Origin of the sequence: Streptomyces araujoniae (assembly GCF_050871195.1) — a bacterium.
Classification (GTDB): Bacteria; Actinomycetota; Actinomycetes; order Streptomycetales; family Streptomycetaceae; genus Streptomyces; species Streptomyces bacillaris.
Map to the genome: position 1 here is coordinate 2,809,054 of NZ_CP194070.1, position 16,325 is coordinate 2,825,378.

The 16,325-nt window shown below is 72.5% G+C and carries 11 protein-coding genes; 7 read left to right on the forward strand and 4 right to left on the reverse strand.

Features of this window, described 5'->3' with window-relative positions:
• Positions 1–139: 139 nt before the first annotated feature.
• A complete protein-coding gene (locus tag ACQ9ZG_RS11875; protein WP_375138318.1) occupies positions 140–1,489 on the forward strand; it encodes a coenzyme F420-0:L-glutamate ligase in 1,350 nt (449 codons plus the stop codon).
• Between the two features lie 263 nt (positions 1,490–1,752).
• Here the strand turns inward: ACQ9ZG_RS11875 and ACQ9ZG_RS11880 are convergent, their stop codons facing one another.
• The 3 genes from ACQ9ZG_RS11880 to ACQ9ZG_RS11890 form a co-directional block, all read right to left on the reverse strand.
• Positions 1,753–2,865: a DNA-3-methyladenine glycosylase family protein gene (locus tag ACQ9ZG_RS11880; protein WP_499280447.1), complete on the reverse strand. Its 1,113-nt coding sequence runs from the start codon at positions 2,863–2,865 to the stop codon at positions 1,753–1,755.
• A 201-nt stretch (positions 2,866–3,066) separates the two neighbouring features.
• The gene (manB, locus tag ACQ9ZG_RS11885) at positions 3,067–4,158 is read right to left on the reverse strand and encodes a mannose-1-phosphate guanylyltransferase (RefSeq protein WP_084995106.1); all 1,092 of its coding nucleotides are present in this window, start codon (positions 4,156–4,158) and stop codon (positions 3,067–3,069) included.
• Between the two features lie 81 nt (positions 4,159–4,239).
• Positions 4,240–5,757 (reverse strand): peptidoglycan recognition protein family protein, encoded by a 1,518-nt coding sequence (locus ACQ9ZG_RS11890; protein ID WP_499280448.1) that lies wholly within the window; start codon positions 5,755–5,757, stop codon positions 4,240–4,242.
• Positions 5,758–5,906: 149 nt separating this feature from the next.
• Here ACQ9ZG_RS11890 and ACQ9ZG_RS11895 point away from each other — a divergent pair, with 149 nt between their 5' ends.
• The 5 genes from ACQ9ZG_RS11895 (at position 5,907) to ACQ9ZG_RS11915 (ending at position 14,059) form a co-directional block, all read left to right on the forward strand.
• Positions 5,907–6,659: a TIGR03089 family protein gene (locus tag ACQ9ZG_RS11895; RefSeq protein WP_028417682.1), complete on the forward strand. Its 753-nt coding sequence runs from the start codon at positions 5,907–5,909 to the stop codon at positions 6,657–6,659.
• 181 nt (positions 6,660–6,840) lie between these two features.
• The gene (locus ACQ9ZG_RS11900) at positions 6,841–8,430 is read left to right on the forward strand and encodes an LCP family glycopolymer transferase (protein ID WP_499280449.1); all 1,590 of its coding nucleotides are present in this window, start codon (positions 6,841–6,843) and stop codon (positions 8,428–8,430) included.
• Positions 8,431–8,654: 224 nt separating this feature from the next.
• The gene (locus ACQ9ZG_RS11905) at positions 8,655–10,487 is read left to right on the forward strand and encodes an LCP family protein (protein WP_499280450.1); all 1,833 of its coding nucleotides are present in this window, start codon (positions 8,655–8,657) and stop codon (positions 10,485–10,487) included.
• Positions 10,488–10,551: 64 nt separating this feature from the next.
• A complete protein-coding gene (locus ACQ9ZG_RS11910; RefSeq protein ID WP_499280452.1) occupies positions 10,552–12,246 on the forward strand; it encodes an LCP family protein in 1,695 nt (564 codons plus the stop codon).
• A 304-nt stretch (positions 12,247–12,550) separates the two neighbouring features.
• Positions 12,551–14,059 carry an LCP family protein gene (locus ACQ9ZG_RS11915; protein ID WP_443069664.1) on the forward strand — a complete coding sequence of 503 codons (1,509 nt, stop codon included), beginning with the start codon at positions 12,551–12,553 and terminating at the stop codon, positions 14,057–14,059.
• 247 nt (positions 14,060–14,306) lie between these two features.
• Here ACQ9ZG_RS11915 and ACQ9ZG_RS11920 read toward each other — a convergent pair whose 3' ends face one another.
• Positions 14,307–14,855, reverse strand: a complete 549-nt coding sequence (locus ACQ9ZG_RS11920; RefSeq protein ID WP_109917428.1) for an acyl-CoA thioesterase — start codon at positions 14,853–14,855, stop codon at positions 14,307–14,309.
• Between the two features lie 142 nt (positions 14,856–14,997).
• On the opposite strand from ACQ9ZG_RS11920, the gene ACQ9ZG_RS11925 reads away from it, so the two are divergent.
• Positions 14,998–16,311: an LCP family protein gene (locus ACQ9ZG_RS11925; protein ID WP_078562597.1), complete on the forward strand. Its 1,314-nt coding sequence runs from the start codon at positions 14,998–15,000 to the stop codon at positions 16,309–16,311.
• Positions 16,312–16,325: the final 14 nt, after the last annotated feature.

Here is a 16,325-nt window from a genome sequence, read left to right on the forward strand (position 1 = left end):
TGGTGATGGGTCCTCTGGTGGGGGGTTCGCTGGTGGCGCCTCTGCTGGTGTGGCCTCGTCCGGTGGGGTGACCTCTGGTGGGACCTCTGCCGGTGCGGTCTCGTCCGGTGGGGTGACCTCCGGTGGGACCTCTGCTGGTGTGGCCTCGTCCGGTGGGGTGGCCTCCGGTTCGGTGCCCGCCGACGGCGCGCCTTCCTTTCGGGTGTGGGCTCTGACCGGCCTGCCCGAAGTGCGTGCCGGGGACGATCTCGCCAAACTGATCGCCGGGGCCGAGCCGGGGCTCGCCGACGGGGACGTCCTCCTCGTCACCTCGAAGATCGTCTCCAAGGCCGAGGGCCGGATCGTGCGGGCCGCCGACCGTGAGGCCGCCATCGACGCCGAGACCGTACGGGTCGTGGCCCGGCGCGGCACGCTCCGCATCGTGGAGAACCGGCAGGGGCTCGTCATGGCCGCCGCCGGGGTCGACGCCTCCAACACCCCCGCCGGGACCGTCCTCCTGCTGCCCGAGGACCCCGACGCCTCCGCGCGGGCCGTCCGGGACGGGCTGCGGGACGCCCTCGGCGTCGAGGTCGGCGTCGTCGTCACCGACACCTTCGGGCGGCCCTGGCGCAACGGGCTCACCGATGTCGCCATCGGGGCGGCGGGCGTGCGGGTGCTCGACGATCTGCGCGGCGGTTCGGACGCGTACGGCAACCCCCTCAGCGCCACGGTCGTGGCGACCGCGGACGAGCTGGCCGCCGCGGGAGACCTGGTCAAGGGCAAGGCCGCGGGGCTGCCGGTCGCCGTGGTGCGGGGGCTGCCGCAGGTCGTGGCCCCCGCCTCCGAGGACGACTCCGGTGCGCGGGCGCTCGTGCGCGGGGCGGCCGACGACATGTTCCGGCTGGGGACGTCCGAGGCCGTACGGGAAGCGGTGACCCTGCGGCGTACGGTGCGCGAGTTCAGCGACGAGCCGGTGGATCCCGGGGCGGTGCGGCGGGCGGTCGCGGCGGCCGTGACCGCTCCGGCGCCCCATCACACGACACCCTGGCGGTTCGTGCTGCTGGAGTCCGCCGAGTCGCGGACCCGGCTGCTGGACGCGATGCGGGACGCCTGGATCGCGGATCTGCGGCGCGACGGCAAGAGCGAGGAGTCCATCGCGAAGCGGGTGCGGCGCGGGGACGTGCTGCGCAACGCGCCATATCTGGCGGTGCCGTGCCTGGTGATGGACGGCTCCCACACGTACGGGGACGAGCGGCGGGACACGGCGGAGCGCGAGATGTTCGTGGTGGCCGCCGGGGCCGGGGTGCAGAACTTCCTGGTGGCCCTGGCCGGTGAGCGGCTGGGGTCGGCGTGGGTGTCCTCGACGATGTTCTGCCGGGATGTGGTGCGGGAGGTGCTGGCGCTGCCCTCGTCGTGGGATCCGTTGGGGGCGGTGGCGGTGGGACATGCGGTGGGGGTGCCTCGGGAGCGGGGGGTTCGGGACGCGGAGGCGTTTCTCACCGTGCGGTGAGGTGGGGTGGGGGGTTGGAGGCGCCTGGCGGGGTGCGGTGGGGGCCGCTGCGCGGGGCTTGTCCCCTACCCGCCCCTTCCCGAAACCGGGGCTCCGCCCCGGGCCCCGTTTGTCCTCAAGCGCCGGACGGGCTGGAGATTCGGGGCTCCGCCCCGGACCCCGCTCCTCAAACGCCGGAGGGGCTGGGGTTTCCGAGCCCCGGCCCTGTCCTCGGACGCCGGACGGGCTGGGTGAGGCGGAGGGGCCGGATTGGCAGCCCGGGTCTACAGCGCCGCGATGTTGCCCGGGGTCATCCTCGGGCCCCTGCGTTCCGGGATGCGGCCCGAGAGCAGGATCAGGCGTGTCGCCCTGTGGCGCTGGCCCTCGTAGGGGGCCAGGAGGGTCAGCATCTCCTCGTCGGTCGCGTGGCGGTTGTCCGCCAGGGCGTGGCCGACGATGCCCGGGAGGTGGTAGTCGCCCACCGTGACGGCGTCGGGGGCGCCGTTGGAGCGCTGGAGGGTTTCGGCGGAGGTCCAGGGGCCGATGCCGGGGATCAGTTCGAGGCGGGCCTTGGCCTGGGGGAAGGGCATCGCTGACGCCTGCTCCAGCCGGGGGGCCACCCGTACCGCCCGCAGGATCGTCGACGAGCGCTTGGTGTCCACGCCCGCCTTGTGCCACTCCCAGGACGGGATCATCGCCCAGGTGCGGGCGTCCGGCATGACGTGGAGGCCGAGCGCGGCCGTGGGGCCGGGGGCCGGAGTGCCGTAGCGGCGGACCAGGAGGCGCCAGGCTCGGTACGCCTCGTCCGTGGTGACCTTCTGCTCCAGGACCGAGGGGATCAGCGACTCCATCACCAGGCCCGTCCGCAGCAGCCGCAGGCCCGGGCGGCGGCGCTCGGTCACGGCGAGCAGGTGGTGGTGCGGGGTGAAGGCGTCCGGGTCGTCGTCGGCGCCCAGGAGGGCGGGGAGGCCGGCGAGCAGCCACTCCGCGCCCGGGCCCCACGCCTCGGCCCCGACCCGGTCTCCGCGGGCCGCCACCCGCAGGGTCCCCGGGCCCTCCGGCGTCCGCGCGGCCCGCCAGAACGCGCCGTCCGGGGTCATCCGGAACGTCGGGTCGGCCGGGCCCCGGCGCAGCGGGCCGAGCACCAGGCGCAGGTCGAGCGGGCCCGGCGGTGTCCACTCCCGGGTCAGAGACGGTTCGGCGCGCCCCTCGACCCCGGGAGACGGTGCTCGGGCGCCCCCCTCGGCCCCGGGCACCGCTGCCTCGGTGCGCCCCGCCGCCGCGGGCCCGGACGGCAGTGCTCCGGTCTGCGGCGCCCCGGTACGCCGCCGTGCGGCCGGAGCCGCCTGGTGGGGCAGGGCCGGGCGTGCGGTGCGGGGGGCGAATCGTCCTGCCACGGGTGGGGCCTCGGGGTCTCTGGTGCTGGAGGTGTTCCTCTTGAGCGTACGGGCGCGTGGACGTGGGGGCGCGGGACGTACGGGCTGGAGTCGCCACGCCGGCCCGGCCGCTGCCCCGGCCACCGGCCCGGCTGCTGGTCCGACCGCCGGTCACCGGCCCGGCTGCTGGTCCCTACTGGCCCAAAAGAAGTCCGGTCCGCGCTACTGGTCCGAGGAGAAGCGGATCGCGGCGTCCGGGAGGGTCGCCCCGCACCAGATCCGCACCCCGTCGCGCAGTTCGTTGTCGGCGCCCACGTGGGCGCCGTCCCCGATGACCGCGCCGCTCAGCACCGTACGGCTGCCGATCCGGGCGCCGGCCCCGATGAGCGAGTCCGTGACGACCGCGCCCTCCTCGACCACCGCGTCCGCCAGGACCGTCGAACCGTCGATCCGCGCGCCCGCGCCGATCACCGCACCGGCGCCGATCACCGTGCCGCCGGTGAGCTTGGCGTCGGCGGCCACCGTGGCCGTCTCCAGGACCAGGCGGTCGCCGCAGCGGCCCGGGACGGCCGGGGAGGGGGCGCGGCCCAGGACCAGGTCGGCGGAGCCGCGTACGAAGGCCTGCGGGGTGCCGAGGTCGAGCCAGTAGGTGGAGTCGACCATGCCCTGGAGGTGGGCTCCGGAGGCGAGCAGTCCGGGGAAGGTCTCGCGCTCGACGGAGACCGGACGGCCTTCGGGGATGGTGTCGATGACCGAGCGCCGGAAGATGTACGCCCCGGCGTTGATCTGGTCGGTGACGATCTCCTCGGGCGTCTGCGGCTTCTCCAGGAAGGCCGTGACCCGGCCCGTCGCGTCGGTGGGGACGAGGCCGAAGGCGCGCGGGTCCTCGACCCGGGTCAGGTGGAGCGAGACGTCCGCCCCGGAGCCGTTGTGCGAGGCGACCAGGGCCCGGATGTCGAGCCCGGTGAGGATGTCGCCGTTGAAGATCAGAACCGGTTCGTCGGGGCCGGAGGAGAGCTTGGCCGCGACGTTGCGTATGGCGCCGCCGGTGCCGAGCGGCTCCCGCTCGGTGACGTACTCGATGTGCAGACCGAGCGAGGAGCCGTCGCCGAAGTACGGCTCGAAGACCTCCGCCAGGTAGGACGTGGCGAGCACGATGTGCTCGACCCCGGCCGCCCTGGCCCGCGCCAGCTGGTGGGTCAGGAACGGGACCCCCGCCGCCGGGACCATCGGCTTGGGGGTGTGCACCGTGAGCGGGCGCAGTCGGGTGCCCTTGCCACCCACCAGGAGGATCGCTTCTTTTGCCTCTGTCACAGCACCGTCTCTGCTTCCTGCTGGGGCCTGGCCCGGATATATGGCTGGCCAGTCTAAGCAGACCGGTGCGACATGAACCGGTCAGCGGCCCTGCAGTTTGGCGGAACTGGTCCGAGCCGTGCCGAGCTTCTTGTAAAGACGCGCTCCGGGGCATTCGGTTGCGAATCCGTCCCGATGACCCGAGATCACGTTCATGCTCACCTTCGCGCCCGCCTTGTACTTGTTGCTGCCGCCCGAGACGAGCGTCACCTTCCCCTTGGGGTTGGCGCCGAACAGCCCGAGCTTCCAGGCCGTGAGCTTGGAGACGGCCGTGACGGCGGCGGCGGGCGGGTTGGTACCCCCGTAGGAGCCGAGAACAGCGATGCCCATGGTGTTGGTGTTGAAGCCCAGGGTGTGCGCTCCGAGGACCGCCTTCGAGACGCCTCCGGCCCGGCCCTCGTAGATGTTCCCGCACTTGTCGACGGCGAAGTTGTAGCCGAAGTCCCGCCAGCCGCTGCTCTGCACGTGGTAGCGGTAGATGCTGCGCAGCACCGAGGGGGCCTGCTTGCAGGTGTAGTTGTTGCCGGTCGCGCTGTGGTGCACGAAGGCCGCCTTCACCGTCTTCGTGTACGCGAAGTTGCGCTCCCGGAGCTTCTCGTCGGCGCCCCAGCCCTTCCGGGTGATGATCTTCGGGCGCGGACCGATGTACGGCTTCGCCCCGGGCGCCGCGTTCACCGACTCCAGCGTCTCCTTCCGCGTGAGGGCGGGAATGGCGGTCGCGCCCAGCTCCGCGAGTTCCGCGTTGACGGCCGAGGCCGCGGCGACCTCCGCGGTGAGGGCATCCGGCAGGACGGCCGCGGTCGGCGGGGTGTCCGCGAAGACGGCGGGGGTGACCGCCGCCCGGCCACCGGGGGCGGACCGGGCGGGCTCCGGCGCGGGGTCCTCGCCGGGGTCGACGAGTTCCAGGCGCAGCCCTTCCGGGAGCGGTACGGGAGTGGCCGCCCGGTCCTGCGGCAGTGCGGAACCGTGGCGCTCCGACGGCTCGGCGTTCTCGTGCTCGTGCTCGTGGCCGTCCGACTCCTGCGGGGACTGCGGGCGTACGCGTACCTCCACCCCGTCCGAGTCGCCGACCCAGAGCGGGGCCGTCGAGCCGCGCACCGTACGCCCCTCGCGCTCGGCGCTGCCGGGGTCGGCGGCGTGCTCGGCGTTGTGCGTCTCGATGTCCTGCCACTCCGACCAGCGGGTGGTGCCCGTGGCGCGGGTGCGGACCTGGACCGTGCCGTGCAGTTCGGCGTCCGGGTCGTCCCAGACCACACCCACCAGGGAGAACGGGCGGGCGTCGCGCTGCGGCAGGCCCTGGGCCGCCGCTCCCCCCGCGACCCGGTCCGAGGACGCGGCGAGGGGTGCCAGGGGCAACGACTGCGTCGAGCCCGCCGGTTCGGCCGCCCCGGCCCGTACGGCGGGCGGTCCGGCACCGGGCGACGCGGGAGAGGTGGAGGGCGGTCGGGAGGAGGCGGTGAGGAGGTCGGGGGCGGGGACGGCCGCCGCGGCGGCGGCGAGCGGCAGGGTGAGGGCCACGGCGCAGGTGACGCCGGCTGAGGTGACGAGGAGTGCACGCATACGCATGATCCTGGGCATAACCACCCATGTGCGGCTACCCGGACGGAGAGCCGCACCTGATGCCGTGTCCGATGCCGCGTCCGCCGAACCGGTGTACGTGACACCCGTTCAGCCCGCCCCGCGCAGCGGCCCCGCGTACCCTTGCGCGGATGAACCCCAGCGACCGCACCGCCGCCGACCTGCTGCGATCCGCCCTCGCCGCGGACCCGGCCCGTCCCCTGGTCACCTTCTACGACGACGCCACCGGAGAACGCGTCGAACTGTCGGTGGCCACCTTCGCCAATTGGGTGGCCAAGACCGCCAATCTGCTCCAGGGCGACCTGGCCGCCGAGCCCGGTGACCGGCTCGCCCTCCTCCTCCCCGCGCACTGGCAGTCGGCGGTCTGGCTGCTGGCCTGCGCCTCGGTCGGCGTCGTGGCCGACGTCCAGGGCGACCCGGCCGCCGCCGACCTCGTGGTGAGCGGGCCCGACACCCTGGAGCGGGCCCGCGCCTGCCGCGGGGAGCGGGTGGCGCTGGCGCTGCGCCCGCTGGGCGGCCGGTTCCCGCAGGCGCCCGAGGGGTTCGCGGACTACGCGGTGGAGGTGCCGAGCCAGGGCGACCGCTTCGCGCCGTTCGCGCCGGTGGACCCGGACGCGCCCGCGCTGGCCGTGGGCGGGGAGGAGCTGACCGGCGCCGGGCTCGTCGCCCGGGCCCGTGCGGACGCCGGGGCCCGCGGGCTCGTACCGGGGTCACGGCTGCTGACCGGGCACCCGTACGACACGTGGGAGGGGCTGAGCACCGGGCTCTTCGCGCCCCTGGCCGCCGGCGGGTCCGTGGTCCTCTGCCGTCATCTCGGGCAGCTCGGCGCGGACGGGCTGGCGAAGCGGGTCGAGAGCGAGCGGGTCACCGGCACGGCGGTCTGACGGGCGGTCCGGGATCCCGGATCCACCCGTCCGGCCCACAGCGGGCCGAGCCCCCGGTGACGAGCGGCACCGGGGGTAGATGATCTGCGGTACAGACCACTCTCCGGCAGTGCACAACCAAGCGTGAGGTTCAGCCGTCTACTCCTGCGACCGGCGGTCCTCACGCCGCCGAACGTGAAGGATGGACGCAGACGTGACCGACAGCGCTGGCACGCCGGCCGACCCGGACCACCCGGCCGGGGAAACGCCGCAGGGCAGGTCGCAGGAGGGCCCCGAGGCCACCCCGGACACCGAGCCGGACACCACCGGCCCCGCGAAGGAAGAGCCCGGAGCCGCGACCAGAGCCGAGGCCGGGTCCGACGAGAAGGCCGGGGCCGACGCCAAGCCCGAGGCCGGGGCCGACCCGAAGGCCGGGACCGGGTCCGGGCCGGAAGGCGAACCGAAGGCCGGGGTCGACGCCGAGCCCGAGCCCGAGGTGGAAACCATGGCCGGGCCTGAGCCCGGGGCCGACCCCGGGCCCCGGCCCGGCCCCGACGCCGAGGCCTCCCCCGCCGCCCCCGCGGGCGCCGGGAGCACCGGCGTACAGACCTGGGCCGATCACCCCAAGGACGGTTCCGCGTCACGGCGGAAGCGGCCCTGGCTGCGGTGGGCCGCCCTCGGGGCGTCGTTCCTCGTGCTGGTCTCCGCCGGGGCCGGCTGGTGGATCTACAACAAGCTCGACGGCAACATCACCACCGACACCGGCGCCGCCGCCGAGCTGAAGGTGTATGAGAAGGAGCGGCCCACCCCGGTCGCCATGGACGCCCAGAACATCCTGCTCATCGGGTCGGACAGCCGGGCCGGGGACAACAGCAGGTACGGCCGGGACGACGGCGGCAGCCAGCGGTCGGACACCACGATCCTGCTGCACCTCGCGGCGGACCGGAAGAGCGCCACCGCCGTCTCCCTGCCGCGCGACCTGATGGTCGAGATCCCCGCCTGCCGCACCGGGGACGACAAGGAGACCCGGGAGCGGTTCGGGCAGTTCAACTCGGCGTTCGAACTGGGCGGGACCGCCTGCACGATCCGTACGGTGGAGCGGCTGACCGGCATCCGGATCGACCACCACATGGTCGTCGACTTCAACGGGTTCAAGGACATGGTCGACGCCGTGGACGGGGTCGAGATCTGCCTCAAGGAGCCGATCAACGACAAGGACGCGCACCTGGAGCTGCCCGCCGGCCGGCAGACGCTGAACGGCGAGGAGGCGCTCGGTTACGTACGGGCGCGCAAGACCCTCGGGGACGGCAGCGACACCGAGCGGATGGAGCGCCAGCAGAGGTTCCTCGGTGCCCTGGTGAACAAGATGCAGAGCAACGGCGTCCTGCTCAACCCGACGCGGCTCTACCCGGTCCTGGACGCGGCGACCAAGTCGCTGACCACCGACCCGGGCCTCGACTCGCTGCGGGACCTGTACGACCTGGTCCGGAGCATGCGGGACGTGCCGACCGACCAGGTGCAGTTCCTGACCGTGCCCCGGCAGCCGTACCGGAACAACCCCAACCGGGATGAACTGGTCGAACCGGACGCGGGGGAGCTCTTCAAGCAACTCCGCGAGGACAAGCCCGTGGCCGTGGTCCCGGCGGACGAACTCAAGGACGCCGAGAAGGGGACGGAGACGGAGACGGGCGCGGGCGGCGACGGAGAGCCGGACGCGGCCGCCTCCGAAAGTCCGACCCCGACACCCACCTATTCGGGTTCGAGCGCGGCCGACGATTTGTGTGAGCAGTAAAGCAATTCCCAAGACAGACAAGACAATCGACGTGTAATGGGAGGAATGCCCGGTTGTAAGGGGCGTGGTGTGGGTCACGCCCGTCGCTCCTTCACAGACCGGGCGGATAGTGTGACGCGATCCGGTGCTTCCGGCCACCTGGTCGCGCACTGCCGGAGCGAAGGAACGAGCGCCTTGCCGGGGGATGGCGCCTCGCGTGGCACCGACGGAGGACTCGAGCAACCGTGGATGCGCAAAGCCGTGGGCGGGCGGACGATATCGACCCCGCCGACCAGTGGGTCCTCAACCCGCAGACCGGCCATTACGAACTGCGACTGGACCATTCCGCAGGGGAGTCGCCGGTCGCGGCGCGTACGGCCACCGGCGCGGATTCCGGCCATCGCGGCGACACCCGGATCGGTTCCCAGCGCGACGGCTCCGCCTCCGGGGACGCCGGACTCCGTGAAGGCTCCGGACGCCGTGAGGAGTCCGGGAGCCGTGCGGAATCCGGGGGCCGCGAGGGGTCCGGGCGCCGCGAGGTGCCCGGACAGCGCAGCCGCCGGGCCTCCCAGGGCGGCGGTCGCGGCGCGGACGCCTCGGCGGCCGGGGGCGCGGGCCGCCGCAAGCGCAAGGCCCCCAAGGCGCGCCGCAAGAAGGCGCTCATGTGGACGGGCGGGGTGACGGCGTTCGTCGTGGTCGCCGCCGGGGTGGGCGCGTACGTCCTGTACGAGCGGTTCAACGGCAACATCAGCACCATCGACATCGGCGACGCGGGCAACAAGGACGTCCTCAGCGAGGGCCCGATGAACATCCTGATCATCGGCACCGACAAGCGCACCGGCAAGGGCAACGAGGGGTACGGCGACAAGGGCAGCGAGGGCCACGCCGACACCAACATCCTCTTCCACGTCTCCGAGGACCGCACGAACGCGACCGCGCTGAGCATCCCGCGCGACCTGATGACCGACATCCCCGACTGCGAGACCAAGCAGCCGGACGGGTCGACGAAGACGATCCCGGGCACCCCGGGCGTCCGCTTCAACGTCAGCCTCGGCCAGGAGGGCCGCAACCCCGGCTGCACCATGCAGACGGTCGAGGCCATCACCGGGATAAAGCCCGACCACTTCATGATGGTCGACTTCAACGCGGTCAAGGAGCTGACGACGGCGGTCGGCGGCGTCAAGGTCTGCATGGCCAAGCCGGTCGACGACCCCAAGTCCCATCTGAAGCTGCCCGCGGGCGAGTCCGTCGTGGCGGGCGAGGACGCGCTGGCCCTGCTCCGCACCCGGCACAGCTTCGGCAACGAGAGCGACCTCGACCGGATCAAGGTCCAGCAGCAGTTCCTGGGTTCGATGATCCGCGAGATGAAGTCGAGCGACACGCTCACCAACCCGACCAAGCTCTTCAAGCTGGCCGACGCGGCGACCAACGCCCTCACCGTCGACCAGGGCATCGGCAGCGCCAAGAAGCTGATGACCCTGGCGCAGGAGATCGGCAAGGTCGACGCCAAGAACATCACCTTCGTGACCCTGCCGGTGATCGACAACCCGGCCGAGGCCGTCCGGGCCACTGTCGTCCCGCATCCCACGCAGGCGGAGCAGCTCTTCGCGATGATGCGCTCCGACACCTCGCTCACCGAGGTGAAGCAGAAGGAGAAGGCCGCCAAGAGCGCGCAGGCCGCCCTGCTCAAGGGCCCGAAGGCCGCGCCCGCCGACGTACGCGTCGATGTCCTCAACGGCGGCGAGATCGCCGGCGCCGCGGGCGCGACCGTCACCTGGCTGCAGAACCAGCAGGGCGTGCTCAAGTCGACGAACAAGGCCAACGCCCCGGAGAAGGCCGGCAAGACGACGCTGGAGTACGCGCCCAACCAGGCCGACCAGGCCCGTGCGCTGGCCGAGATGATGGGGCTGCCCGCCGCGGCCATGAAGCCGGGCACCGCCGACGCCGGTGAGCTGGAGGCGATGGTGCTGACCCTGGGGGCGGACTTCAAGGGCGCGGGCATCCCCATCACCGGACCGGCGAAGGCGCCGGAGGGCATCGAGAAGGCAAGCGCCGACAAGGCGGTATGCGCCAAGTGACTCCGGGTCACCGCACCGCGGCGGGAATCTGAACAGCATGGGGGGTCCGGTGGGACGGAGCAGTATGCCCGGGGAGGGGACACGGTCGCGCGTACGCCACGCGGACCGGCCCGATGGGGACGAGAGTCCCTACGAGGGCGAGAGCGAGGACGGCGACGGGAGCGCGAGCGGCGCGTCCGCCGTGCAGGCCGCCGCCGACGGCCCGGGGCGGCGCTCCGGCGCGCGCGGCAGGAGCGACCGGGGCCGGAGCGGTCGGAGCACCCGCCGCGCCCCCAAGAGCGCCAAGCGGCGCGTGCTGCGCTGGAGTTCCGCCGTGCTCGCCCTGCTCATACTCGGCGCCGGTGGGGCCGGCTACCTCTACTACGAGCACCTCAACGGCAACATCAGGAAAGAGGATCTGACCCTCGGCGACAAGCGGATGGCCGACCACAAGGCCAACGCCGCCGGGCAGACCCCGCTGAACATCCTGCTCATCGGCTCCGACGCCCGGGACTCCGAGGCCAACCAGAAGCTGGGCGGCGCCAAGGAGACCTTCGGCGCTCCCCCGCTGGCCGACGTGCAGATGCTGCTCCACCTCTCCGCGGACCGCTCCAACCTCTCCGTGGTCAGCATGCCGCGCGACACCATGCTCAAGATGCCCAAGTGCACGGCCCCGGACGGCGAGGTCTTCCCGGCCAGCACGCGGGACGTCCAGACCAACCAGAGCCTGGGACGCGGTGGTCCGGGGTGCACGGTGGCCACCTGGTACGAGCTCACCGGCATCCGCATCGACCACTTCATGATGATCGACTTCGCGGGTGTGGTCTCGATGGCCGACGCGATCGGCGGCGTCCCGGTCTGTGTGACCGACAACGTCTACTCCCGCGGGGCGGACGGCCGCGGCGGCTCCGGGCTGAAGCTGGAGAAGGGGACCACGTACGTCAAGGGCGAGCAGGCCCTCCAGTGGCTGCGCACCCGGTACGGCTTCGAGGACGGCAGCGACCTCGCGCGGGCCAAGGCCCAGCACCAGTACATGAACGCGATGGTGCGGGAGCTGCGCAAGGGCACCAAGCTCACCGACCCGGGCAAGCTGATGAGCCTGGCCGAGGCGGCGACCAACGCGCTGACGGTCGACAAGGGGCTCGACACGGTCAAGAAGCTCTACGACCTGGCCGAGGAGCTGAAGAAGGTCCCGACGAAGCGCATCACGATGTCGACGATGCCGAACGTGTACGGCACCGGGGTCAACGCGGGCCGGGTCTACCCGAAGGCGGGCGACGCGGAGCAGCTGTTCCGGATGGTCCGCGAGGACATGCCGCTGGACGGCAAGGCCTCGAAGCGGAAGCCGGAGGAGCCGAAGGACCCGTCCGCCCCGGTGGGCGAGATCGCCGTCGCCGTACGGAACGGGACCGCCACCGACACCCTCGGCCCGGTCTCCGGACGGGCGGGTGGCGTGGCCGACCAGCTGAAGGAGGCGGGGTTCGTGCGGACCACCGTCGACTCGGACAACGTGACGAAGTCGGCGCGGACCGGGATCCTCTACCCGAGCGCGGACCTGGAGGGCGACGCCCAGGCGGTCGCCAAGGCGCTCGGCATCCCGATCTCGCAGGTGAAGAGGTCGACCGAGGTCTCGGGCATCTCGCTCGCCGTGGGCGCCGACTGGCGCGAGGACGGCCCCTACCCGGTCTCCAAGGGCAAGGAGAAGACCCCGGAGTCGGCGGGCGCGCTCAACGGCGAGGAGAAGGGCTGCATGCAGGTCGACCCGAACTACACCTGGTGACCTGCTAGCGGACCGTACGTACGGGGAGCGGGCCGCCGTACGCGTACGCACGGAAAGCGGGCCCGGGCAGGCACCGGGAGCCGGCGGGCATGGGCAGCCGGGCGCGTGCGCGTGCGGGTGCGTGTGGGTGCCGGCCGGTCAGGAGGCGGCGGTTTCCGGCCGTCGCGTTACCGCGAACGGGGGACACCGGTGCGCGCCGCCGGGTCGTGGGCCGGGGCGGAGATCGTATGGGCCTAACGTGCGATGGTCCCCTCGCGCCACGGAGGTGTCTCCCCACCGTGACCACCCGGAGGTGTCCCCGCCCGTGACCGCCCCCCGTCCCCCGCAACGCCCGCAGCGCCCCCGCGCCACTCCCCCGCGTCGCCGCCCCCCGCAGGGCGCGCGGCCGGGCCGGTCCCGGAAGCAGGACGAGCGGCCGCGCTGGGGCATGCGGGTGGCCACCGGGCTCTCCGTGCTGGTGCTGGGCGCGGGCGGCATCGGCCACGCCGTGGTGAGCAACCTGGAGGGCGGGATCGGGCGGGTCGACCCGTTCAAGGACATGAAGAACCGCCCGCAGTCCGGGCACGGCACCAATCTGCTGCTGGTGGGCACCGACGGCCGGGACACCATCACCAAGGAGGAGAAGCGGAAGTACAAGCTCGGCGGCGCCCCCTGCCACTGCACCGACACGATCATGCTGGTGCACCTCTCGGCCGACAAGCAGCGGGCGAGCGTCGTGAGCCTCCCCCGGGACAGCTACGCCGAGATCCCGCCCCACACGGACCGTACGACCGGTGAGAAGCACTCCAGCCACCCGGTGAAGCTGAACGCGGCGTACGCGGAGGGCGGGCCGACGCTGACCGTGCGGACGGTCGAGCACATGACGGGCGTCAAGATCGACCACTATCTGGAGGTCGACTTCACCAGCTTCATGAAGACGGTGGACGCGGTGGGCGGGGTGCAGATCTGCACGGCCCGCCCGATGAAGGACTCGTACACCGGGCTGGACCTGCCCGCGGGCACGCACCGGCTCGACGGGGGCCAGGCGCTCCAGTACGTCCGCTCCCGCCATGTCGACGTCGGCTCCGACCTGGGCCGGATGCAGCGCCAGCAGAAGTTCATGGCGGCCCTGATCAAGCAGGCGACGGGCAACGGGGTGCTGCTGAACCCGGTGAAGTTCCAGCAGGTCTCGGCATCCGTGCTGGGGTCGGTCCGGGCGGACGAGGGGTTCGGTACGGAGGAGATGCTGGCGCTCGGCAAGGCGATGAAGGACTTCAGCCCGGCGTCGTCGGAGTTCGCCTCCGTACCGGTCGGGAACCCGAGCTTCCCGGTGAAGGGCATCGGCTCGACGGTCCAGTGGGACGAGGCGAAGTCGAAGAAGCTGTTCCAGGCGCTGCGCGAGGACCGGCCGCTGGCCCCGGCGAAGCCGAAGCCCGCGGCGGGCGCCCCGAAGCCGCCCGCCGCGACGCTGGTGGAGGTGGCCCCGGCGGAGATCCGGGTGCAGGTCTACAACGGCACCCCGAAGGACGGCCTCGGCAAGGACGTGGACGCGGGCCTGCGCGCCACCGGCTTCAACACGACGAACGCCCCGCTCAACGGCGAGCTGCGGAACCTGGAGCGGACGCTGGTGACGTACGACCCGCGCTGGGACCGCTCGGCGAAGTCGCTGGCCACGGCGTTGCCCGGGAGCGAGCTGAAGGCCGTGAAGGGGCAGGGCGCGGTGATGGAGGTGACGGCCGGCTCGGACTTCACGAAGGTGCGGCCGGTCCGGGCGGAGACCAAGCAGTCGGGCCAGTTCTCCACGGTGACGGGGGACGAGGCGGTCTGCCCGTAGGGCGTGCCGGGCGGGCGGGGCAGCGCGGGTCTGCGGCGTGGCGCGGGTCTGCGGGATGGTGCGGGCGGGCCGGGCGGCGCGGGCGGGGCCCGGATCGTGGGGCGCCGGGGACGGATGGCGGTGCGCGGGGCCGTAACGGGCCGGGACGCGAGCCGAGGCACCGGGACATGTGACGCCTGGACGTGTGGCGCCGGGACGCGAGGTCTCAGCTCTTCGCGGTCTGGACTCCGTCCCCCGGCGGGCGGGCTCAGTCGTCGATGCCGTCGGCCGCGCGCCTCTCGCGCAGTTCCTTGATCGCCCGGCGGCGGGCGAGGCGGTGGGTGCGCCGGATCTGCGCCTCCTGGTAGCGCCGCTTGTCGCGCTCGGTCTCGGGGACCACCGGCGGTACCCGGCGCGGCTTGCCGTCCGCGTCGACGGCGGCGAAGACCAGGTAGGCGCTGCCGACCTGCTGGGCGGGGGTGGACTCGTTCCACCGCTCGGCCATCACACGGACGCCGACCTCCATGGAGGAGCGGCCGGTCCAGTTCACCTGGGCGCGTACGTGAACGAGGTCACCGACCCGGACCGGCTCCAGGAAGACCATCTCGTCCATCGACGCGGTCACCGCGGGCCCGCCGGAGTGGCGTCCGGCCACGGCGCCCGCCGCGTCGTCGACGAGCTTCATGATCACGCCACCGTGCACCGTACCGAGGAGGTTGGTGTCGCTGCCGGTCATGATGTGGCTGAGGGTCGTCCGGGACGCCGCGGTGGGCTTGCCCGGAATCTCTTCCTCGGGGCGGGTGGCCTGATCTGTCATACAGTCCACCTTATGCGCGGCCCGTCCACCGCGTACGGCAGGCGGTCCCCGCCCGCGCGGAATGCATCAGCTTCGCAACAGCCCTGGTGCGATTTCCCTTACACCCTGTAATACCTGTGGGCCGGGACGGCACACTGTTCGGATGAACGATTGGCCCGATCGACGGACCGGCGACCCCAACGAGCGCTACGGCCGGGGCAGCGCCAGCCCCCAGCCCGAGAGCGCCCGGGCGATGCCCCACATCCAGCGCCGCCCGGCCCCGCCGCAGAGGCCGTCCGTACCGCCGCAGAGGCCTCACGTACCCCCGCAGGGCCAGGGGTACGACGACCGCTACCCGGGCTCCGGCGGCCACAGCCCGGACTCCGGCTACGACAGCGGTTACAACACCGGCCAGGTGTACGGGGGCGGAGGCCGGGGCCCCGGGGGCGGCGGTCGCGGAGGCGGCGGTGACGGGGGCTACCGGCCGAGCCGCCCGGCGCCGAACTGGGGCCGCCGGATCAAGCTCGGCGCGCTGACCCTGGTGGTCGTGTTCCTCGTGGTCTCCGTCTCGACGTACTTCTGGGCCGACTCCAAGCTGAAGCGCGAGGTCGACCTCGCCAAGGTCATCGAGCGCCCGAGCGAGGGCGAGGGCACGAACTATCTGATCGTCGGCTCCGACAGCCGTGAGGGCATGTCGGCCGAGGAGAAGAAGCGGCTGCGCACCGGCTCCGCCGAGGGCAAGCGCACCGACTCGATGATGATCCTGCACCGGGGTTCCAACGGCCCGACGCTGATCTCGCTGCCGCGCGACTCCCAGGTGGAGATCCCCTCCTTCAAGGGGTCCGAGTCCGGCAAGCTGTTCCCCGGTACCGGCCGCCAGGTGAAGCTGAACGCCGCGTACGCCGAGGACGGCCCCGAACTCCTGGTCCGTACCGTCGAGTTCAACACCGGGCTGCGCATCGACCACTACGTCGAGATCGGCTTCGGCGGCTTCGCGCAGATCGTGGACGCGATCGGCGGGGTCGAGATGGACATCCCGAAGGCGTTCAAGGACAAGAAGTCCGGCGCCGACTTCCAGGCCGGGAAGCAGACGCTCAACGGTGAGCAGTCCCTGGCCTTCGTCCGCACCCGGTACGCCTTCGCGGGCAGCGACCTGGACCGTACGAAGAACCAGCAGAAGTTCCTCGCGGCGCTGGCGAGCCAGACGGCGACCCCGTCCACGATCCTCAACCCGTTCAAGCTCTACCCGACGATGGGCGCGGGCCTGGACACGCTGATCGTGGACAAGGACATGTCGCTCTGGTCGCTGAGCCAGATGTTCTTCGCGATGAAGGGCGTCACGGGCGGCGACGGCACGTCGATGAACATGCCGATCTCGGGCAGCAACGGCGGCAACCTGGTCTGGGACAAGGCGAAGGTGAAGCAGCTCGTGGAGCAGCTGAAGAACGACGAGAAGGTGACGGTCAAGGGCAACTGACCCTCCGCCACCTC